Genomic DNA, 19860 nt, shown 5'->3' on the forward strand with positions numbered 1-19860 from the left:
TGCTGGGAGCCGGCCCGCCGCCGTCGGCCCCTTGTCCAACCCCGCAGGGCGGGGAATCATGGTGGCCATGGATCCCTTCCTGACTGCCCAGAAGATCTGGCCAACCATCCAGGCACATGATGCCCCCGCCCTGATCGATTTCCTCGTCAGCACCCTCGACTTCACCAAGATCGCCGTCTACATGGAAGGCGAGGCCTACGTCGCCCACGCCGAACTGGCCGCCCCGGACGGCGGCGTGGTCATGCTGGGCTCGCACAAACCCGGCGCCGACTGGTCCACGCCGCCGGGCACCGCCGGGATCTCCGTCTACTCCGCCGACCCGGATGCGCTGTACTCCAAGGCCAAGGCGGCCGGCGTCGAAATCATCCGGGAGATCACCGACGAGGACTACGGGGCCCGCGGTTTCGGGCTTCAGGATCCGGAGGGCAACCTCTGGTATTTCTCCACCTACCAGGGCGAGAATCCGACCATCAAGAACGACCCCGGCAGCGCCGGATAAGCCGGCGCCGGACCAGGTCAGTACCGGATCGCGTCGATCACCTTGACCCGGACTGCCACCAGGGCCGGGACCAGGCCAGCGAGCGCCCCCACCACGGTGGCCGCCGCGATGCCGACCAAGGCGGCTTCCAGCGGGAACGCCGGCACGTCGGTCAGGCCCTGGGCCATCAGCTCCACGACCCACGGGCTCTTCAGCACCGCGACCGCCAGCATCACGCCCGCCACCCCGGCCACGAAGGTCGCCACCACGGATTCGAGCATGATGCCGAAGAAGATCCGCCCGGACGTGGCGCCGAAGCTGCGACGGATGCCGATCTCCCGCACCCGGTACCGGACGGTGACCATCGAGATGTTCACCAGGCCGACCGCACCCAGGAGCAGGACCATGCCGGCAATGCCGCCGATGGCCAACTGCATGGTGGACAGCGGGTCCCCGAAGGCGGCGAAGTCGGTCCGGTTGACCATGACATTGTCGTTCGGGAACTGCGCCGCCAGCTCGGCCTGGATGGACGCAACCAGCGGATCCGCCAGTTCCGGCGGGACCCACAGCTGCATGGACACGGTCATGGCCGGGCCGCCGGGCAGCCAGCGGTCGTAGTGCTCGGACAGCATCATCGCCTGCGGCGGAACCTGCAGGAAGTCGTCCTTAATGACGCCCACGATCGTGGCGGTGATGCTGCGCTCGCCGGCGATCTGCACCACCGGATGGGTCCGCAGATCCGGCGCGCCGAGGGCGGCATGGAACCGCTCATTGACGACGACGGCGGGAGCCAGCCGCTCGCCGTCGTCCTCGGCGAACCAGCGGCCCTGGACCATGTCCACCCGGCGCATCGCGCCATAGTCCGGGTCCACCACGACGGTGTCGGACTGGCGGACCCCGTCGGGGAACTGGAACGGGACGGCCGACTGGTAGCGCAGCGACGCGTACCTGACCGCGTAACGGTCCGCAACAGCGGTGTAGGCCCGGCGGATTTCGTCCGTGTCCACCTGGCCGCCGTTCGGATAGACCTCCAGCGAAATGGTGGCCTCACGGCCGCCGCTGCGTTCGGACGATTCAACGAACCCCTGGCGGGCCATGTCCCCGAGCGCGACCACGCTGGTCAGCGCGGCCACGGACAGGGCGACGCCGATCAACGCCAGCAGGATCCGGGTCTTGTGCACCCGCAGCTCCGACCACGCCTCCACGATGGCCGCCACGGCCCCGGTCATTGTGCCGCCCCCGCCCGCTGGTCCGGGTACGCCGCGTACTCCAGGTCCCCGGGATGGAGCACTCCGCCCTCGAGCCGGTAGTGCCGGTGGGCCAGCGCCGCCACATTGGCGTCGTGGGTGATCGTCACCAGCGCCGCGCCCGATTCCAGCGCCACCGCATCCAGCAGCGCCATCACGGCCTGGCCGGTTTCGATGTCCAGTGCGCCCGTCGGCTCGTCCGCCAGGATGAGCTTCGGCGAACGGACCAGCGCCCGGGCAATCGCCACGCGCTGCTGCTCGCCGCCGGAGAGCTTGTGCGGCTGGTCCTTCAGCCGGGCTCCCAGCCCCACCTGGTCCAGCATTGCCGCGGCAATTTTTTCGCGCTGCCAGAACCGGCGTCCGCCCGCGTACAGCAGCGGTGTCATCACATTCTCCAGCGCCGTCCGGCCCGGCAGCAGGTTGAACTGCTGGAAGATGAACCCGACGGCGGCGCCCCGCATCCGCGCCCGGCGCTTCTCGCCCAGGGACCGCACCTCGTGGCCGTCGAACTCCATGCGCCCGGCGGTGGGCAGGTCCAGCAGCCCCAGGATGTTCAGCAGGGTCGATTTGCCCGAACCGGAGCGCCCGACGATGGACAGGTGGTCCCCCGCCGCCACCTCAAGGTCCACCCCGCGCAGGATGCGCAGCGGCTCATGGTCCGGGATCTGCACCGTGCGGGTGACACCGCTGAGCCGGATGAACGGAGCCGGACCCGGGCCGGCGGCATGTTCGGCCACGCTCAGCCTCCCATGACCACGCCGGGGCCCATCGGACCCATCGGACCCATCGGGCCGTTCTGGTCCGGCGCCGGCGATCCGGGAACAAACTGCAGGATCTGCTCGCCCGCGGAGAGGCCCTCGACGATTTCCACATTGCCGCCGTCGTTCAGGCCCAAGGTGACATTCCGCTCCTGCGGAGTGCCGGCGTCGTCCATAATCCACACGATGCCTGTGCCCACCGAGCCCTTCACCGCGGTGGTGGGAACGGTCAGCACGTCCGCGGCTTCGCCGGCGGCGATGTCGATGGTCGCACTCAGGCCGGCGAAGACCGGAACCTCCGCCGGTACTGCGCAGGTGACGGTGCCGGTGGCGGCGGCTCCCGCGTCCGGGACAGTCGGACCGAAGGCGGCAGGTGCGACGCCGGTCCCCGCCCCGGGGGCCGTCTCGCCGGCACCGGGGGCCTCGCCGACCTCCACCGCACCGCAGTCGAAGGGAGCCGGTCCGCCGGTGACTGTCACGGACGCACTGCTGGGCCGGCCCAGCAGCCGGAACTGCTGGTCCGGGGTGAGGCTGCCCGTCACCGAAAAGGTGCCCGGGTCAATCGTCGCCGCGTCCATGCCCACGGTGACCTGTTGGTCGGGCAGCACGCTGAGAGTCCCGACCGTACCGGCCGCGGTGGCGACGACGTTGGCGTAGGTGTACCGCGGCTGGGGCTGGACCACCGCAGGGAGCGCAGCCGGCACTTCCGCTGCCGCCGCGGCTCCCCCATCCCCGGTTTCCCCAGCTGGCGCGGACGGTGCCGGTACCGCGGCGGTGACCGGCGGCGTCGTCATTTCCACCGGCTGGCGCACCTGGAAGAGTGGATCACCGACGGCGACCGCAGAGCCCTCCGCCACGAAGATGTGGCTGACTTTGCCCTCTGCGGTGCTGCGCACCGTAACCGGCTTGTCACTGACGACGCTGCCCTGCAGCTGGACCACATTGGTGACCGTGCCCCGGCCGACGGCCACCGTGGGGGTCATCAGGGCGGCCTCCGGCACCGCGGGCACGCGTTCGGGTTTGATCCCGTCCACGAAGGCCAGCTTGAACAGTGCAGCCGCGATGACGGCGAAAACCGCCAGCCAGGCCACAGGCACGACGTATCTGCGTATGACACCCAATGAACCAATCCCCCTGGAATATTGCTGCTTGAGACTTCGCACCGCGGGGTGCCGTTTGAACATAGGCAGGCGCACGCGGCGCCGTCCATTTGTGTCGTCGCACGGCGGCAGTGCCGTTTGCCCGCCAGTGATGGACGGGGCCGTACCCGGCAGACAAGATAGGCTCATGAGCAAATCGCCGCTGATCCCCGCACCGCCCTGCGCTGAGCCGGGTGCCCAGAGTCCGCTGGTCGCAACGGGCCGTCCGCTCCGCTGGGGCGTTGTCGCCACCGGCCGCATCGCCGCCCGGGTCACCGAGGACATCGGCCGGCTGGAGGACGCGGTGCTGCAGGCGGTCAGCTCGCGGTTCGAGGCCAACGTGGTGGACTTCGCGGACCGCTTCGGCTTTGCCGGCTACTACTTCGACGACGGCGGCACCAAGGCGTTCCAGCGATTGTTCGAGGATCCACAGGTCGACGTTGTCTACATCGCGACCCCGCACGGGCAGCACTACGAGATCACCAAAGCGGCCCTGCTGGCAGGCAAGCACGTGCTCTGCGAGAAATCCCTGACCATCAACGCGGCCGAGGCTGCCGAACTGATCGAGATCGCCCGGTCCCGCAGGCTCTTCTTGATGGAGGCCCTGTGGATGCGTTTCCTCCCCTCCATCAACCGTGCCTGGGACATCATCGCCTCCGGTGAACTCGGCGAGATCCAGTGGGTCCAGGCGGACATCGGTTTCCCGGCTGCGTACGATCCGGCCAGCCGGCTCTGGAATCCGGCAGCGGGCGGCGGCGCCCTGCTGGACATGACGGTCTACCCGCTGACCTGGGCGCTCGGCGCGCTGGGCTTTCCCGCGGCGGTAACAGCCGTAGGTACCCTGAACGACGACGGCATCGACACCCAGAACGCCCTCACCCTGAGTTACTCGCACGGAGCGCAGGCCCAGCTAACCTCCTCCCTGCTGGCCAGTTCCCCGCGCACCGCCACAGTCTGCGGTTCCGAAGGCTGGTTGCGTTCCGGCTCCCCACTGCACAATCCGTCCGAGCTGATCGTCCAGGAACACTTGGGCGAACGCAGGGTCGAACGGTTCGAGCAGGTGGGCAATGGCTTCACCTACGAACTGCGGGAGGTCACCCGCTGCATCCAGGAAGGCCTGCTGGAATGCCCGACCATGCCGCTGGCCGACTCGCTGGACACCATGCGGCTGTTCGACGGCGTGCGTGCGCAGATCGGCGTTCGGTACGACGCCGACCGGTAGCCGGTTCTTCGGCGGGCGCATCCGGCGGCCGCCCAACAGCTACCGCAGTTGGGGGTCTGCCTCGCGTGGGCGTCCCATGGACGCCGCGGGGACCGGACGGTTGGGGTCGTCAATCGTCCGGCGGCGTCCCCTCAGCCGCTGCCGGACAGGGAAGGGGAACCCGGTCCGGCAGCGGACGATTACCGCTGCGTCCGGCGCCGCGGGGCGGTCCGGCGCAGCAGCACGGCTCCGACCAGCAGCAGAAGCAGGCCGATGCCTACTATTTCGACGTCGGTCAGCCCGGTCTCGGCCAAAGTCCCGGAGGCTGCGGCCCGGTTGGAGGAAGCAGCCGGGGAGGTGCCGGCCGCGGCACCGGTGCTGCTGTTGGCGCCGGTGCCGGTGGCAGCCGGGGTTCCGGCGTTGGCACCGGTGTCGCTGTTAGCGCCTGTCCCGCTGTTAGCGCCTGTCCCGGCACCCGAAGCCGCCATACCGAATGTGGTGCCGCCTGCGCCGAAGGGTGCAGTTCCGGTCGGGACAGCAGTTCCGGTCGGGACAGCAGTTCCGGTCGGGACAGCAGTTCCGAAGGAGGCAAAGACGCCGGAAGCGGCAGGAACAATGAAGCCGCCTGACTGACCGGCGGTCTGGACTGACGTCTCCGAGCCGGCGTCCGCCCCGGGGGCACCCGTCACGCCGCTATCGGAAGGAGTCTCGCTGCCAATGGGCGCACCTCCAGAAGACGTACCATCCACGGTTCCCTCAGGCTCCTCGCTCTCCGAAGGGGAAGCTGCAGGGTCCGCCGGTTCGGACGGCCCCGCCGGAGCCGGATCAGCGGGCGCAGCGGGAGCACCAGGTGCTGCGGGAGCAGCCGGCACGGCCGCACCACTGCCCACGCTCAGCCCTGCAGCGGCCGTCAGTGTCTCCGTCCCGGTATCCTGGCCGCCGAGGACCACCTCAGCCGCGACGGCAGCGTCAGCCAGGACAGCAGGATCCAGCGCAGTGCCTGGCTCTGCACCAAGCACGAGATCCGCATCCACCGCAGCATCAACAAGACTCGGATCGGAACCGAGAACCACATCAACAGCCGCATCAGCTACCAGAGCCGGATCAGACGCCACAGGTCCGGCCGCCCTCACCACCACGTCCGCATCCACTGCAGCATCAACCAGCGCAGCGTCCGCCACCGGTGCAGCATCGAGGGCTCCAACGGCAATATCCACCGAGGCATCTACCGCAGCGGGAGCAGTGCCGACGGCCAGATCGACGTCGGCCGTCAGTGGATCGGGTGAAACCAGTGCCGGGTCCACTCTGACCGGCTCGGCCACGGCCGCACCGACCGTCACGGCAGCATCGGCTGTCAGACCAAGGCCGGTATCCGCAGGCTGAGCGGTAGGCTCCTCCAGCAGTCCGCCGACCATGACTGTCACATCGGCGTGAGCATCTGCGGCCAGGGTGGCCGCATCAAGTTCGGCGGCCTGCGCCGCACCTGTGCCGAGGCACGCAAGTCCTCCGGCGATGGCAGCCCCGTACAGGGACCGCCTGATAAAGGCGTACATGATTGTTCTCCTGACAATGAGTAGTTTGTCGTCCCGCACGGGACAGATGCCTTCCGCTGCCCGCCCGGCGGACAGCATGGGCCTACTCAGTCAGGTGAAGATCCAGGGTCGTGGGGCAGTGAAGCCGGCAGGGTCCAGTCCGGGTTCTGTGCACTGCTCACGAGAACTGATGCCGGTACGAGAGCCGCATCGGAGAGATTAGCGGCGATGCCCTGACCGGATTCGGCAGTGTGCGCGCCGCGGGGCGCGGAAGGTGAGGGTGCCGCGGGTGTCGACGGTGCCGTCGGTGCTTCCTGTCCGGGGACATTTCCCTGCTTATCCACGGCCGACACGCCGCCTGACGAGGCAGCCTGAATAAAGGCCCCAGCAGCCAACGGAGCGGCAGGACCAGACGGCGTTATGGCAACCTGCTTCGCAAACTCCGTGATGAGTGCCGGAGCCGCAGCCACAGCGGGAACGTCACCTTCGGTGACCGCAGGAACAGCGCCGTCAACGACGGCGGCCGGAACGCCGGCGTCGTTCGCTTCAGTCTGGACCGGAACGGTTTGGGCAGCTGAGCCGGCGTCTGGCGTCCGGGGCGCGGCCGGCGCCGGAGCAACCGGCTGGACGACCGGCAGAACCGCAGCCGCCTCAGGCACAGCGGCAACCACAGTGTCCAGCACCGGTTCCGTGATCGTCTGGACGGGTGCTTCACCGACTAGGTCACCGACGACGGGAACGGCCGACACTATGTTGTCCGCTGCTTCGAGCGCCGGCTGGACCGTCCGGACAACGGGTTCAAGGACGGGTTCAATGACCGGCGCCACCACCGGCTTCACGACCTGCACGGTCTCGGCAACCGGGACGGCCTCCAGCACCGGCTGAACAGCCGCAACGGCAGGGGCCAGAGGCTTCGCGCCAGCGTCGGCAACCGATTCAATCACCGGCCGGACGACCTGCGGGAGCGCTTCCGGCGCCGCGATGGGAACCACGCGATCGGCGGCGGGCTGGACAGCCGCTGCAACGCGCTCCACGGTAGAGGTCACGGACGTGGAGGTCAGGGCATCCAGATGCGGGACGCCGGCGCGATCATCATTGGCGGCATGGGCAGTAACGGCTCCGAAGACCATCCAGGCCAGTGCAACCAACCCGGCCACCAAGAGGTGCCGGACAACCGCCGCAACTGGCAAGACCGGTTCGCCGCGCGCCATCACACCCCCGCCCCAAAAAGATGCTGCGGCCGCGGACCGGCCGCACGTGGTTACATCCTAGGCCCGGCCTTCAGGAACCGTCCAGAGGTACTGCGGCCCCAGGCGCCGTGCCTTGGATACTGCTCGTGGCTGTCAGCGGCGGCCGATACCCTGATCGCAGTGCTGTAATCCGCAGGATCCACAATCCAGGTGAGGAGCCCGGCCAATGACCCCCGCTGACGAGCCCGAAGCACCGCTGCGCAGTCAGGCGCAGGACAGTCCCTGGCACCTGCGGACGGTAGACGCCGTCACCGGAGCCTTGGAGGTGGATGCCCGCACAGGCCTCGATCCCGCTGCCGTGGAGGCCCGGCGGGCCGAGTACGGTCCCAATGCCCTTGACGAGGCGAAGCGCGAGCCGGCCTGGAAGCAGATCCTGCGGCTGTTGGCGGACCGCATGACCCTGGTGCTGCTTGCCGCCGCCATCGTCAGTGCCGTTGTCTCCCGCGAATGGGAAACCCCGGTGGTCATCCTGGTAGTGATCACGCTGAACACGGTGCTGAACTTTGTCCAGGAACGGCGCGCGGAGAGCAGCCTGCAGGCGCTGCGGAACATGTCCGTGGAACGGTCGCGGGTCCGCCGCGGCGGCCGGGAACTGCTGCTGCCGCGGACCGACCTGGTGCCGGGAGATATCGTGATGCTCGACGCCGGCTCCACCGTTCCGGCCGACGGGCGCCTGCTGGAGGCGGCCCGGCTGGAGGTGGCCGAGGCGGCGCTGACCGGCGAATCCCAGCCGGTTCTTAAGCAAACCAAACCGCTGGACGACGCCAACGCCCCGCTTGGCGACCGCAGCAACATGCTGTTCATGAACACATCGGTGACCCGCGGCCGGGCCACCATGGTGGTCACGGAGACCGGCATGCGCACTCAGATGGGCAGCATCGCCCGGCTGCTGGGCAGCGCCCAGCAGGAACGGACGCCGCTGCAGCGGCGGATCGACCAGCTGGCCCGGACGCTGACCATCGTCGCGCTGGTGGTGGTCGGGCTGGTGTTCATCCTGGGCCTGGTCCGGGGGCAGTCGCTGTCCGAGCTGCTGATCACCGCAGTGTCCCTGGCGGTGGCGACGATCCCCGAGGGGCTGACCGCCGTCGTTGCTTTCACCTTGGCCATGGGCGCCTCCCGCCTGGCCGGCCGCGGCGCCATTATCAAGCAGCTGTCCGCAGTCGAAACCTTGGGCAGCACCACGCATATTGCCACGGACAAGACCGGAACGCTGACGCTCAACCAGATGACCGCCCGCCGGCTCCACGCTTATGGACGGACCTTCCGGATCAGCGGCGAGGGCTACTCCACCGAGGGCCACATCCTCGCCGGCGACGGGCAGCCGCTGCCCGACCTTACCAAAGCCTTCGTGGCCATGGCGCTGTGCAGCGACGCGTCCGTGGACCGGGGCTCGCTGCTGGGGGATCCCACGGAAGGCGCGCTCGTGGTGCTGGCGGAAAAGGGCGGGATCGACGTGGACGGCCTGCGCCGGGCCCATCCGCGGATGGCCGAAGTGCCGTTCGATTCCGACTACAAATTCATGGCAACCTTCCACGCGGCCGAATCCGGAGGCACCCGGTGCTTCGTCAAAGGCGCGCCGGGCATCCTGCTGGAGCGGGCCGGCTCCGTCCTGGCAACGGAAGGCCCGCGGCCGCTGACCCAGGAGGACCGCGAGCGCATCAGCGGGCTGGTCAAGGAGCTGGGCGCCGAGGGGCTGAGGACCATGATGCTCGCCGGCCGGACGTTCGACGCCGGCGACAGCCACAGCGGCGACGGCGGCTTCGCTGACAACGACGGCCTGCACGGCGCCGTCACCGACCTGACGCTGTTCGCCCTGGTGGGGATCGTCGATCCGCCGCGTCCGGAAGCCGCTGCCGCGATCCGGACGGCGCAGGAGGCCGGCATCGCCGTCCACATGATCACCGGCGACCACCTGGTCACCGCGTCGGCCATTGCCAAGGACCTGGGCATCCCCGGCGAAGCTGCCACCGGCGCCTCCCTGGACGGGCTCGGCGAGGGGGACCTGCGGCGGCGGGCAGCCGGCTACGGGGTACTGGCGCGGGTGGCGCCCGAACATAAGATCCGCGTGGTCAAGGCCCTGCAGGATGAAGGTGAAGTGGTGGCGATGACCGGCGATGGCGTCAACGACGCGCCGGCGCTCAAGCAGGCGGACATCGGCGTGGCCATGGGCATCACGGGCACCGACGTCTCCAAGGGCGCCGCCGCCATGATCCTCACCGATGACAACTTCGCCACCATCGTCTCGGCCGTGGAGGAAGGCCGCGGCATCTATGCCAACATCATCAAATTCGTGAAGTTCCAGCTGACCACGGCCTGGGGCTTCGTGCTGATCTTCCTTGCCAGCGGGCTCTTCGGCATCGCCGGCGGCGCACCGTTCACTGCGCTGCAGATCCTGTGGGTCAACATCATCATGGACGGTCCGCCGGCCCTGTCGCTGGGCGTGGACCCGGCAGAGCCGGACGCCATGAAGCAGAAGCCGCGGCCGGCCAGCGAGCCCCTGCTCACGCGCGAGCGGCTGCTGCGGCTGCTGTTCCTTGGCGCGGTCATGGCCGCAGGAACGATTACCGTCCTGGCGCTTGCCCCGGGCTGGTTCCCCGGGGCGGACCCCGCGGTCACCGGAACGCTGGCCTTCACCACGTTCGTCTTCTTCCAGGTCTTCAACCTGCTCAACGTGCGCAGCGAAACCCGCTCCGTCTTCTCCCTGCAGACCTTCACCAACCGCAGCGTCTGGGTGGCGCTGGGGGCCGTCGTCGTCCTGCAGATCCTGGTGGTGCACCTGGACGTGCTGCAGGGCTTCTTCAGCACCGCCCCGCTGACCTCGGCGCAGTGGCTGGTTGCTCTCCTGATCGGGTCCTCCGTGCTGTGGATCGAGGAGATCCGCAAGGCCGCCGTCAGAACGGTGCGGGACAGGGCGGTGCGGGACAGAGCGACGCGTTAGCCGCGCTTGGCGCTATATACAACAGGCGGCGCGGTGGTTACGCTCCAATCATGGGCGCAGAGGTTAAGTCCAAGACGTTCACCCGCGAACAGCGGACCAGATACCGGCAAAGACTTCTGGAGAATCTCGAGAGCTTCGATCAGTACCTTTCCAGCGCCACCTTCGCGGACACCGGATCCATCGGCCTGGAACTTGAGCTGAATCTGGCCAACGCGGACTTCTCCCCCGCACTGCGCAATTCCAAGGTCCTGGCGGAAATCGGCGATCCCGCCTTCCAGACGGAGATCGGCACGTTCAACATCGAGCTGAACCAGCCGGCCCTGTCCGTCGCCGGCCACGGGCTCAGGGACCTGGAAGACAGCCTCCGCGACCAGCTGAACCGGGCCGATGACCGGGCCGCGGCAGCCAATGCGGACATCCTCATGATCGGGATCCTGCCCACCCTGAAGCGGGAACTGCTCGACGACATGTCCTGGCTGAGCGCGGGAAAACGCTACGCGGCCCTGAACACGTCCGTCCTGCAGGCCCGCGGCGAGGACATCCTGCTGGACCTGCGCGGCACCGAGTCGCTGCGCTTCTACGCCAAGAACATCGGGCCGGAGGCGGCCTGCACCAGCGCCCAGCTGCACGTCCAGGTCCAGCCCGAGGAATTCGCGCCGGTCTGGAACGCCGCCCAGATCATTGCCGGTCCGCAGGTGGCGCTGGCCGCCAACTCCCCCGTGTTCATGGAAACCCTGCTCTGGCATGAGACGCGCATCGAACTGTTCAAGCAGTCCATCGACACCCGGCCGCCGGAGATGCGGAACCAGGGCGTGCGGCCGCGCGTCTGGTTCGGCGAAAACTGGATCACGTCCATCTTCGACCTGTTCGAGGAGAACGTGAGGTACTTCCCGGCGCTCCTGCCCGAAATGTCACGCCGCCCGGGAGAATGCACCGCCGCCGGCGCGCCGCTGCTGCCGGAGCTGCGCCTGCACAACGGCACCATCTACCGCTGGAACCGCCCCATCTACGATCCCGGCGACCAGGTGCCGAACCTTCGCCTTGAGAACCGGGTGCTCCCGGCCGGGCCAACGGTGCTGGACACCCTCGCCAACGCGGCCTTCTTCTTCGGACTGGTCCGGGTCCTGCGCACCGCCGACCGGCCGCTGTGGTCCCGGCTGGCGTTCAAGACGGCCACGAACAATTTCCTGGCCTGTGCCCGCAAAGGGCTTGAGGCCAACGTGTACTGGCCGGGCATCGGCGACATTCCGGTGGACGAACTGATCATCCGGCACCTCATTCCGCTGGCCGCCGAGGGTCTGGCGCAGCTGGAGGTCGACGGCGACCTGGCCGCCCGCTACCTGGATGTGCTGACCGCCCGGGCACAGTCGGAACAGAACGGTGCCTCCTGGCAGATCAAAACCATCCGCCAACTGGAGGCGGCGGGACTGGACCGGGCCGCGGCCCTGACGGAGATGACGCGCCGCTACTCCGAGAACATGCACAGCAACGCTCCGGTCCACACCTGGCCGCTGCCGTAGCCGGCTGCACCGCACACCCGGCTCGGCGGCCGTGGCGAATGGGCTAACCTCAAGAAGGTAGAAATCTTGAGGGGGGGACATGTCCACGCCGGTTACGGACCAGGCTGCACGCCGGATTCGCCGGTTTTCCGCCGCAGCCTGGCTGGTCGGTGCGGCCATCGTGGCCACTGGCATCTTTGCCGCGCCGCGGCTGCTGCCGGGTTCTCTGCCCGCGGATGGCCCGCCCCTGGCGGCCGGCATCCGGGACGCCCGCGCGGAGTCGGATACCGATCCCTGGGAGCCCGGCAGCGGTGCGCCGACGCTCGCTCCCGAAGCACCCGGCAGCTGGTCCGGCTCCGGTGACGCGGTGCTGCACTACACCGCACCGGCCGGATCCGGCGGCCTGTTCCAGGCAGCGGCCACGTCCGAGGACTCCATCGAGGTATCCCTGGATGATCCCGCGGAGCCGGAATACCCCAACCACCTGATCTACGGCATCGGATCGGATGAGAGCACTGAAACCTTCGCCACCGAACGCGGCAGCTTCGTCCTCTACGTGACTACCGACGGAGACTGGACCGTGAGCATTGAAGAACTGAGGTATCTCGACGTCAACGGTCCCATGGCCGGAACCGGCCGCGCCTACCTGCGCTACGAGGGGGACGGTGCCGTCGCCGGCTTCAGCAACGACGGCGATTCCAACGTGACCGTCAAGGGATTCCAGGAAGGTGGCTGGGATCTGCTCGTCAACGAAATCGGCGACTACCGGACCCGGTTCTCCTGGCAGCCGGCGCCGGTGGTGTTTTTCGAGATCGATACCCACGGAGCCTGGACCTTCGAGGTCGAAGAATGACCGCGGCCGCCCGGCCCGGTAAATTCGTTCCTGCCACACATAATCACAGGGGGAAATCACTCCATGGCCTTTGCCCACACGCTGGCCCAGGCGCTCAAGGCCCGGATTCCGGTGCTGTACATCGAGAGCTACGAGGAAGCCCGCGTCCACGCAGAAGTACTCAAGTGCGCGGCGTCCCTGCGCAAACCCCGTCCGGTGTGGACCTGGAACGCCAGTTCCGGGCTAGTCTCCCCCTCGGACGGCCAGCAGGCCAACACCGCCAGCCCCGCACGGGCGCTGGACCGCGTGCTGGGCACCCATGATCCCGGCGTCTTCATCTTCTTCGACCTGCATGCCTACTTCGGGACGGATCAGCGGCCGGCGGATCCGGAAGTCGTGCGGAAGGTCCGCGACGCAGCCGCCGCGTTCCGGCAAGGCGGCAGCGCCCGGGTGCTGATCGTCGTCGCTCCCCTGCTGCGGATCCCGCCGGAACTGGACAAGGTGGTCACGCTGGTGGATTTCCCGCTGCCCACGCACGATGACATCAAGGCCATGCTGGACCACATGATCCGCCAGAATGCCGACGGCGGCCGGATCAAGGTCTCCCTCACCGACGAGGAACGTGAAAATATGGTCCAGGCCGCGCTCGGCCTGACCATGGCGGAGGCGGAGAACGCCTTTGCCCGCGCCATGGTCGACGACGGCCGGCTGACGGCCGAGGACGTGCGCGTGGTGCTGGACGAAAAGCGCCAGACCATCCGCAAGTCCGGGCTGCTGGACTACGTGGACCAGCAGATCAGCCTGGACGAGGTCGGCGGCCTGAACAACCTCAAGCGCTGGCTCGGCAAACGCAAGGGCTCCTGGCTGGAGGATGCCGCCGGTTTCGGCCTGCCCACTCCGAAGGGCGTCCTGATCACCGGCGTGCCCGGCTGCGGAAAGTCCCTGACGGCCAAGGCCATGGCGTCTGCATGGGGCCTGCCGCTGCTGCGGATGGACATCGGCCGGGTCTTCGCCGGGCTGGTCGGTTCGAGCGAGCAGAACATGCGCAATGCCATCGCCACGGCGGAGGCGATCTCGCCGTGCATCCTGTGGATCGACGAGATCGAGAAGGGTTTCGCCGGTACCACCGGTGAAGGCGATTCTGGTACAGCCGCCCGCGTCTTCGCCTCCTTCCTGACCTGGATGCAGGAGAAGCAGCATCCGGTGTTCGTAGTGGCGACCGCGAACAACATCGACCGCCTCCCGCCGGAATTCATGCGCAAGGGCCGCTTCGACGAAATCTTCTTCGTCGACCTCCCGACGGAGGCGGAACGCAGAGTCATCTGGGAGATCCAGATGCGGCGGCGGGCAACCGACCTCAACAAGCTCGAAGCCGTGGCGGACGATCCGGCAGCGATCGAACTGCTCACGGCCGCCTCGGCCGACTACTCCGGTGCCGAGATTGAGCAGGCAGTCATCGCGGCGCTCTTCGAGGCCTATGCGGAGTCCCGGCCGGTTCGGCTGGAGGACCTGGAACAGTCCATCACCCAGATGATTCCGCTGGCCGTCACCCAGGCGGAGGAAGTGGGCGTCATCCGGCAGTGGGCGGCGCTGCGTGCCGTGGCAGCCACCGGCAGCGAAGACCGTGAGGACAGCGCGGGACCCGCCGCAGCCGCGGTCTCGGCCGGCGGGGCCAGCGGACAGCCGGCCGTTCCCACCGAGCCGCCTGCCCGGGGCGGACGCACCGTCGACTTCTAGAACACCCACCGCCGCAGCCAGGAGAAGCCATGGACCAGAAACAGCTCATCGTCAGGATCAGTCCCGACGGTTCCATCAATGCCGAAACCAAGAATCTGTACGGGGACGAGTGCCTGGACTACATCACCGTCCTGGAGGACCTGCTGGACGCTCAGACCGTGACCAGCTCCTTCACCGAGGACTATTCGCGGCAGGCCGCGGTCACCAGCAACTACCAGCGCAATGACACCTCAGGGCAGTAATGATGCCCGAGCCCACTAACGGCAGCGCTCCCCCGACCGTCCCGGCGGAAACCATCCGCTACGCCCGCTTCCTTGCCGCCACGGACGCGGAAGGTCCCGGCCGGCGGGCCGCGCTCTGGCTGCAGGGCTGCTCCATCCGCTGCCCCGGCTGCTTCAACCCGCAGCTGTGGGCGGCCCGCGGCGCCACGGTCGCCGGCACCGCGAAGCTGGCCGCGCAGCTGGTGTCGCAGGCGCTGGAGGCCGGCTCCGAAGGGGTGACACTGCTGGGCGGCGAGCCGTTCGAGCAGGCGGCGGCCTCCGCCGTCGTCGCCCAGGCTTTCCGCGCTGCCGGGCTGTCCGTGATGACTTTTACCGGCTACGTGCAGGAGGATCTGCACCGCTGGACGGCTGACCGGCCGGATATCGCCGATCTGCTGGCAGCCACCGACCTGCTGGCCGACGGACCGTACCTTGCCGGCTTGCCCGAACGGCGGCGGCCGTGGATCGGCTCCACAAACCAGCGGCTGACCGCGCTGACGGACCGCTACCGGCCGCTGCTGGACCGGATCGGGACCCAGCCGGACCGGCTTGAGATCCGCGTGGCGCCGGACGGAACCATCGGCGTCAACGGGTGGGCGGAAGCGGACCAGCTGGATGCGCTGCTGGCCGGCCTGGGCCGGCGGGCGGACAGACCGGGAGCAGACAAGAACCTATTGCCGGCAGGCACAGAACCAGGAGGAGCATCGTGAGCGTTTCCATACTGCTCATACCCGCGGCGATCGCGGCAGCCGCGGCCATCAGTTCGGCCGTGGACAAGTCGGTCAAACCCGGCACCGGCGCCGGCACCAAGGAGAAAGCGCAGTTGCCGCAGGTCCAGGTGCGGACCCGCATGCGGGACCTCAGGCTGCTGCAGGCGGCGCTGGCCGACGCCAAAGCCCGGGTCCTTTCCGCCACCGAGTCGGAAATCCGGGCCGCCTGGAGCGACGCCACCGCAGCCTTCCGCCGCGATCAGGAGGGCATCTGGCAGGTGCACTTTACCGGTGAGCACATCGACCGGCGGCAGGCAGAGGACATCATCCGCGCGATCGATGCCGCCTACGCCCGCCACGTCCAGGCGGCCGTGGTACAGCGGCTGCGTGAACGCGCCGGCGCCGCCGGCATGGAACTGGCCTCCGAGACCGTGGAAGAGGACCAAAGCGTCACCATGGTCCTGAACGTCCGGCGCTGAGCGCGGCCGCAGACAGTAAGAGCATTCAATGGAATACAACGATCGCCGGCCGGGCACCGGATGGATGGCCACGGCCAGCCTGTGGCTGGTCTTTCCGCTGCTGACCGTGGGCGTGCTCGGCGGAGCCGGCTTCCTGGCCATCGGTATCCTGGCCCGCCGTGCTGCGTGGACCGCCTCCGGCGTGCTGTACCTGCTCATGGTGGTAGTTTCTTTGGCCATGATCGACAATGCCGTCGCAACCATGCGCGTCCTCCTCTGGATAGCCGGTGCGGTCCACGCGCTGGCCATCAACCCCGCCTGGCTCAGGGACCGCTGGTCCATCCGGGAGCAGAATCCGGGCCTCAGCCCCCTGGCCGCGTTGGTGCGCCGGTCGCCGTCCAGCCAGGGCACGACAGCGGTGTCCCAGGCTTGGCGGGCAACGGCCCGCCCGGCCGGCAGCCGGGCCGCGCGCTCCCAGAACGCCGGTGCCCCCGCCCCCGTTCCGGCTGAAGCCGAAGGCCTGCTGAGCGACTCGCGGCTGGATGCCCGCAGCTATTTTGCAGGCGGAACCGGCGGCGCAGAAACCGGCACGGCTGGGGCCGCCCGAACTGCCGGGGCGGGCGCCGCGGAACCTCTCGACCTCAACACCGCCACGGCCGGCCAGTTCGAAAAGCTGCCCGGCTTCTCCCGCAGCAAGGCCCGCAAGGCCCTCCGGCTGCGCGAAGCCCGCGGGCACTTCCAGTCCGTGGAGGACTTTGCCGCAGCTATGTCCCTGCAGCCGCACGAGTTCCAGCGGCTGCGCAGCCGGGTGGTCTGCAAACTGCCGCCGGCCGCGCCGACGGTCTTTGGCCGCATGGTGGACTACTAATGGCTTCCGAATCGGGCAGGCAGCCGGGTGCGTGGTGGAACATCACGCAGAGCTGGTGGCTGCTGGTGGTGGTCGGGACCTTCGGTTTCCTCGGCGGGGCGGCGCTGCTGACGGTCGGCGCCCGCGCCCGCCGGCCGCTGTGGGTTCTCGCCGGCCTCGTGCACCTGGTCTCTTCCGGGGCGGCCGTGGCCCTGGTCGATGAAGGCCCTGCCGCCGATGAACTGTTTATGTGGCTGGTGCTGGGCTCCTGGGTTGCCGGCAGCGCCTTCGCCGTATCCATTAATCCGGAGTTCCTGCGGATCAAATGGAACCGTAAACTCGAGCAGTCGCAGTCGGCGGCAACGAGGCGCCGCGCGGCCATGGGCCGGCCTACGGGCCGCCGGGCCGGCAGTTCGATCAACAAGAGCCGCGCCAGGACAGCACCGGCACCCCGCACCGCGGATGCACCTCCCGCCGCGCCGGCACCGTCCGCTATGGCAGCTCCGTCCGACACCGCACGGAAGAAAAGCCGGAAAGGCTCCGCCCCCGCACGCGCCAAACACACGCCACCCGGCTTCGGCCGCAAGGTCGATTACTAGATGCAGCGTTAAGCGCCACGACCCCGCGCCTTCCAACAGGAAGCGCGCGGGGTCGTGGGATTTTGGCTCTTCGCGCCCGCCCACCGGGCGTAGCGTCGGGAGCGCTAGCTCAGCGTGGCAAGGACCTCGTTGAACTTCGCCGACGGCCGCATGACCGCTGCGGCTTTGGCCTCATCCGGACGGTAGTAGCCTCCGATGTCCACGGGGGAACCCTGGACGGCCAGCAGTTCGTCCACGATCGCCTGCTCATTGGAGCCCAGCGCGTCGGCCAGGCCGGAGAAGGCCTGGGCCAGTTCCGTGTCCTCGGCCTGCTTGGCCAGTTCCTGGGCCCAATACAGGGCCAGGTAGAAGTGGCTGCCGCGGTTGTCGATCTCCCCGGCCTTGCGGCTCGGGGACTTGTTCTCCAGCAGGAAGGTGCCGGTGGCACGGTCCAGCGTGTCCGCCAGGACCTGGGCGCGCTTGTTGCCGGTGGTGCTGGCCAGGTGCTCAAAGCTGGCCGCCAGGGCCAGGAACTCGCCCAGGGAATCCCAGCGCAGGTGGTTCTCCTTCAGCAGCTGCTGCACGTGCTTCGGCGCGGACCCGCCGGCACCGGTTTCGAACAGGCCGCCGCCGTTGAGCAGCGGAACGATGGAGAGCATCTTGGCGCTGGTGCCCAGTTCCAGGATCGGGAACAGGTCGGTGAGGTAGTCGCGCAGAACGTTGCCGGTCACCGAGATGGTGTCCTCACCCTTGCGGATCCGCTCGATCGTGAAGGCAGTTGCCTTCTCCGGAGACATGATCTCGATCTGCAGGCCCTCGGTGTCGTGGTCCTTCAGGTATTCCTTGACCTTGGCGATCAGATTGGCGTCGTGGGCGCGGGTCTCGTCCAGCCAGAACACCGCCGGGGTCTGGGAAGCGCGGGCACGGGTGACGGCCAGCTTGACCCAGTCGCGGACCGGCACGTCCTTGGTCTGGCAGGCGCGCCAGATGTCGCCGGGGGCGACCTGGTGCTCGATCAGGACGGCACCGGAGCGGTCGACCAGCTGGACGGTGCCGGCGTCCTGGATCTCGAAAGTCTTGTCATGGCTGCCGTATTCCTCGGCGGCCTGGGCCATCAGGCCGACGTTCGGCACAGTGCCCATGGTGGTGGGATCGAAGGCGCCGTTGGCCCGGCAATCATCGATCACGACCTGGTAGATGCCCGCGTAGGAGCTGTCCGGAAGCACCGCAAGCGTGTCGGCCTCCTGGCCGTCCGGTCCCCACATGTGGCCGGAGGTGCGGATCATGGCCGGCATCGAAGCGTCAACGATGATATCGCTGGGCACGTGAAGGTTGGTGATGCCCTTGTCGGAATCAACCATGGCCAGAGCCGGGCCCTCTTCCAGGCCCTTCTTGATGGCCGCCTGGACACCTTCGCGGACGTCGGCCGGCAGTCCCTCGAGGCCGTTCAGGATGGAGGCCAGGCCGTTGTTCGGGCTCAGGCCTGCAGCGGCGAGCTTGTCGCCGTACTCGGTGAACAGCTCGGAGAAGTACGCCTTGACGACGTGGCCGAAGATGATCGGATCGGAGACCTTCATCATGGTCGCCTTCAGGTGCGCGGAGAACAGCACACCCTCTTCCTTGGCCCGGGCCACCTGGGCGGCCAGGAACTCGTCCAGGGCAGCGGCGCGCATCACGGTGCCGTCGACGACCTCGCCGGCGAGGACCGGGATCGACTCCTTCAGCACGTTGACCGTGCCGTCTTCGCGGACCAGCTGGATGGTGAGCGTGTCATCGGCCGGAATGACCACGGACTTCTCATTGGAGCGGAAGTCGTCTGCCTCCATGTGGGCCACGTTGGTCTTCGACTCGGGGGTCCAGGCGCCCATGGAGTGCGGGTTCTGGCGCGCGTAGTTCTTCACCGAAAGCGGCGCCCGGCGGTCGGAGTTGCCTTCACGCAGGACGGGGTTGACAGCCGAGCCCTTGATTTTGTCGTAGCGGGAGCGGATTTCCGCCTCTTCGTCGGAGGACGGATTGTCCGGGTAATCCGGCAGATCGTAGCCCTGGCCCTGCAGTTCGGCGATGGCGGCCTTCAGCTGCGGGATGGACGCGCTGATGTTCGGCAGCTTGATGATGTTGGCTTCCGGCTTCTTCGCCAGCTCGCCCAGCTCGGCCAGCGCGTTGCCGGTCCGCTGCTCCTCGGTGAGGTAGTCCCCGAAGACCGCGATGATGCGGCCGGCCAGCGAGATGTCGCGGGTCTCCACTTCCACACCGGCGGTCGAAGCGAAGGCCTCGACGACCGGCAGGAACGAGTACGTGGCCAGCATGGGCGCTTCGTCTGTATGGGTGTAGATGATCTTGGCCATTGGTGAGGCGTCTCCTACGAAGGTCTGCGGATATCTGGTGTGATGTATCCA

At 68.2% G+C, this 19860-nt stretch carries 17 protein-coding genes; 11 read left to right on the top strand and 6 right to left on the bottom strand.

Annotated elements, in window-relative coordinates; genetic code table 11:
• Window positions 1–58 precede the first annotated feature (58 nt).
• On the top strand, window positions 59–499 hold the full coding sequence (locus AC5RWU_RS12435) for a VOC family protein (protein WP_494037007.1): 441 nt from the start codon (window positions 59–61) through the stop codon (window positions 497–499).
• Between the two features lie 17 nt (window positions 500–516).
• On the opposite strand, the gene AC5RWU_RS12440 is transcribed toward AC5RWU_RS12435, so the two are convergent.
• From AC5RWU_RS12440 to AC5RWU_RS12450, 3 genes are read right to left on the bottom strand one after another with little or no spacing between them, the layout of a single operon-like run.
• Complete coding sequence (locus AC5RWU_RS12440; protein WP_494030746.1) at window positions 517–1707, bottom strand: ABC transporter permease; 1191 nt, start codon at window positions 1705–1707, stop codon at window positions 517–519.
• Window positions 1704–2462 (bottom strand): ABC transporter ATP-binding protein, encoded by a 759-nt coding sequence (locus AC5RWU_RS12445; RefSeq protein ID WP_494030745.1) that lies wholly within the window; start codon window positions 2460–2462, stop codon window positions 1704–1706. The genes AC5RWU_RS12440 and AC5RWU_RS12445 overlap by 4 nt, the downstream gene beginning before the upstream one ends.
• 2 nt (window positions 2463–2464) lie before the next feature.
• The gene (locus AC5RWU_RS12450; protein ID WP_494037008.1) at window positions 2465–3580 is read right to left on the bottom strand and encodes an efflux RND transporter periplasmic adaptor subunit; all 1116 of its coding nucleotides are present in this window, start codon (window positions 3578–3580) and stop codon (window positions 2465–2467) included.
• 190 nt (window positions 3581–3770) lie between these two features.
• Here AC5RWU_RS12450 and AC5RWU_RS12455 point away from each other — a divergent pair, with 190 nt between their 5' ends.
• A complete protein-coding gene (locus tag AC5RWU_RS12455; protein WP_494030743.1) occupies window positions 3771–4844 on the top strand; it encodes a Gfo/Idh/MocA family protein in 1074 nt (357 codons plus the stop codon).
• A 179-nt stretch (window positions 4845–5023) separates the two neighbouring features.
• Here the strand turns inward: AC5RWU_RS12455 and AC5RWU_RS12460 are convergent, their stop codons facing one another.
• Window positions 5024–6376 (bottom strand): hypothetical protein, encoded by a 1353-nt coding sequence (locus AC5RWU_RS12460; RefSeq protein ID WP_494030742.1) that lies wholly within the window; start codon window positions 6374–6376, stop codon window positions 5024–5026.
• An 86-nt stretch (window positions 6377–6462) separates the two neighbouring features.
• Window positions 6463–7503 (bottom strand): hypothetical protein, encoded by a 1041-nt coding sequence (locus AC5RWU_RS12465; protein ID WP_494037009.1) that lies wholly within the window; start codon window positions 7501–7503, stop codon window positions 6463–6465.
• Between the two features lie 268 nt (window positions 7504–7771).
• Between AC5RWU_RS12465 and AC5RWU_RS12470 the strand changes: the two genes are divergently transcribed.
• The 9 genes from AC5RWU_RS12470 to AC5RWU_RS12510 all read left to right on the top strand — a co-directional run bounded on the left by AC5RWU_RS12470 (window position 7772) and on the right by AC5RWU_RS12510 (window position 17485).
• On the top strand, window positions 7772–10543 hold the full coding sequence (locus AC5RWU_RS12470; RefSeq protein WP_494030740.1) for a cation-translocating P-type ATPase: 2772 nt from the start codon (window positions 7772–7774) through the stop codon (window positions 10541–10543).
• A gap of 50 nt (window positions 10544–10593) precedes the next feature.
• Window positions 10594–12063: a glutamate-cysteine ligase family protein gene (locus AC5RWU_RS12475; RefSeq protein ID WP_494030739.1), complete on the top strand. Its 1470-nt coding sequence runs from the start codon at window positions 10594–10596 to the stop codon at window positions 12061–12063.
• Window positions 12064–12142: 79 nt separating this feature from the next.
• Window positions 12143–12895, top strand: a complete 753-nt coding sequence (locus tag AC5RWU_RS12480) for a hypothetical protein (protein WP_494030738.1) — start codon at window positions 12143–12145, stop codon at window positions 12893–12895.
• A 63-nt stretch (window positions 12896–12958) separates the two neighbouring features.
• Complete coding sequence (locus AC5RWU_RS12485) at window positions 12959–14611, top strand: AAA family ATPase (protein ID WP_494030737.1); 1653 nt, start codon at window positions 12959–12961, stop codon at window positions 14609–14611.
• A 29-nt stretch (window positions 14612–14640) separates the two neighbouring features.
• Window positions 14641–14853 carry a DUF2997 domain-containing protein gene (locus tag AC5RWU_RS12490; RefSeq protein ID WP_494030736.1) on the top strand — a complete coding sequence of 71 codons (213 nt, stop codon included), beginning with the start codon at window positions 14641–14643 and terminating at the stop codon, window positions 14851–14853.
• Window positions 14853–15581, top strand: a complete 729-nt coding sequence (locus AC5RWU_RS12495; RefSeq protein ID WP_494037010.1) for a 4Fe-4S single cluster domain-containing protein — start codon at window positions 14853–14855, stop codon at window positions 15579–15581. Before AC5RWU_RS12490 ends, AC5RWU_RS12495 begins: the two co-directional genes overlap by 1 nt.
• On the top strand, window positions 15578–16060 hold the full coding sequence (locus AC5RWU_RS12500; protein ID WP_494030734.1) for a hypothetical protein: 483 nt from the start codon (window positions 15578–15580) through the stop codon (window positions 16058–16060). The genes AC5RWU_RS12495 and AC5RWU_RS12500 overlap by 4 nt, the downstream gene beginning before the upstream one ends.
• A 28-nt stretch (window positions 16061–16088) precedes the next feature.
• Window positions 16089–16907, top strand: a complete 819-nt coding sequence (locus tag AC5RWU_RS12505) for a ComEA family DNA-binding protein (protein WP_494030733.1) — start codon at window positions 16089–16091, stop codon at window positions 16905–16907.
• Window positions 16907–17485 carry a hypothetical protein gene (locus AC5RWU_RS12510; protein WP_494030732.1) on the top strand — a complete coding sequence of 193 codons (579 nt, stop codon included), beginning with the start codon at window positions 16907–16909 and terminating at the stop codon, window positions 17483–17485. The genes AC5RWU_RS12505 and AC5RWU_RS12510 overlap by 1 nt, the downstream gene beginning before the upstream one ends.
• Window positions 17486–17589: 104 nt before the next feature.
• Here AC5RWU_RS12510 and AC5RWU_RS12515 read toward each other — a convergent pair whose 3' ends face one another.
• Window positions 17590–19809 carry an NADP-dependent isocitrate dehydrogenase gene (locus AC5RWU_RS12515; RefSeq protein WP_494030731.1) on the bottom strand — a complete coding sequence of 740 codons (2220 nt, stop codon included), beginning with the start codon at window positions 19807–19809 and terminating at the stop codon, window positions 17590–17592.
• Window positions 19810–19860 lie beyond the last annotated feature (51 nt).

The organism is Arthrobacter sp. B0427-1-12, from assembly GCF_059092905.1.

Excerpts from the sequence above, each read along its gene's own strand:
- AC5RWU_RS12435 (WP_494037007.1), top strand. The coding sequence starts at position 59 with ATGGTGGCCATGGATCCCTTCCTGACTGCCCAGAAGATCTGGCCAACC.
- AC5RWU_RS12440 (WP_494030746.1), bottom strand. The coding sequence starts at position 1,707 with ATGACCGGGGCCGTGGCGGCCATCGTGGAGGCGTGGTCGGAGCTGCGG.
- AC5RWU_RS12455 (WP_494030743.1), top strand. The coding sequence starts at position 3,771 with ATGAGCAAATCGCCGCTGATCCCCGCACCGCCCTGCGCTGAGCCGGGT.
- AC5RWU_RS12460 (WP_494030742.1), bottom strand. The coding sequence starts at position 6,376 with ATGTACGCCTTTATCAGGCGGTCCCTGTACGGGGCTGCCATCGCCGGA.
- AC5RWU_RS12470 (WP_494030740.1), top strand. The coding sequence starts at position 7,772 with ATGACCCCCGCTGACGAGCCCGAAGCACCGCTGCGCAGTCAGGCGCAG.
- AC5RWU_RS12475 (WP_494030739.1), top strand. The coding sequence starts at position 10,594 with ATGGGCGCAGAGGTTAAGTCCAAGACGTTCACCCGCGAACAGCGGACC.
- AC5RWU_RS12480 (WP_494030738.1), top strand. The coding sequence starts at position 12,143 with ATGTCCACGCCGGTTACGGACCAGGCTGCACGCCGGATTCGCCGGTTT.
- AC5RWU_RS12485 (WP_494030737.1), top strand. The coding sequence starts at position 12,959 with ATGGCCTTTGCCCACACGCTGGCCCAGGCGCTCAAGGCCCGGATTCCG.
- AC5RWU_RS12490 (WP_494030736.1), top strand. The coding sequence starts at position 14,641 with ATGGACCAGAAACAGCTCATCGTCAGGATCAGTCCCGACGGTTCCATC.
- AC5RWU_RS12495 (WP_494037010.1), top strand. The coding sequence starts at position 14,853 with ATGATGCCCGAGCCCACTAACGGCAGCGCTCCCCCGACCGTCCCGGCG.
- AC5RWU_RS12505 (WP_494030733.1), top strand. The coding sequence starts at position 16,089 with ATGGAATACAACGATCGCCGGCCGGGCACCGGATGGATGGCCACGGCC.
- AC5RWU_RS12510 (WP_494030732.1), top strand. The coding sequence starts at position 16,907 with ATGGCTTCCGAATCGGGCAGGCAGCCGGGTGCGTGGTGGAACATCACG.
- AC5RWU_RS12515 (WP_494030731.1), bottom strand. The coding sequence starts at position 19,809 with ATGGCCAAGATCATCTACACCCATACAGACGAAGCGCCCATGCTGGCC.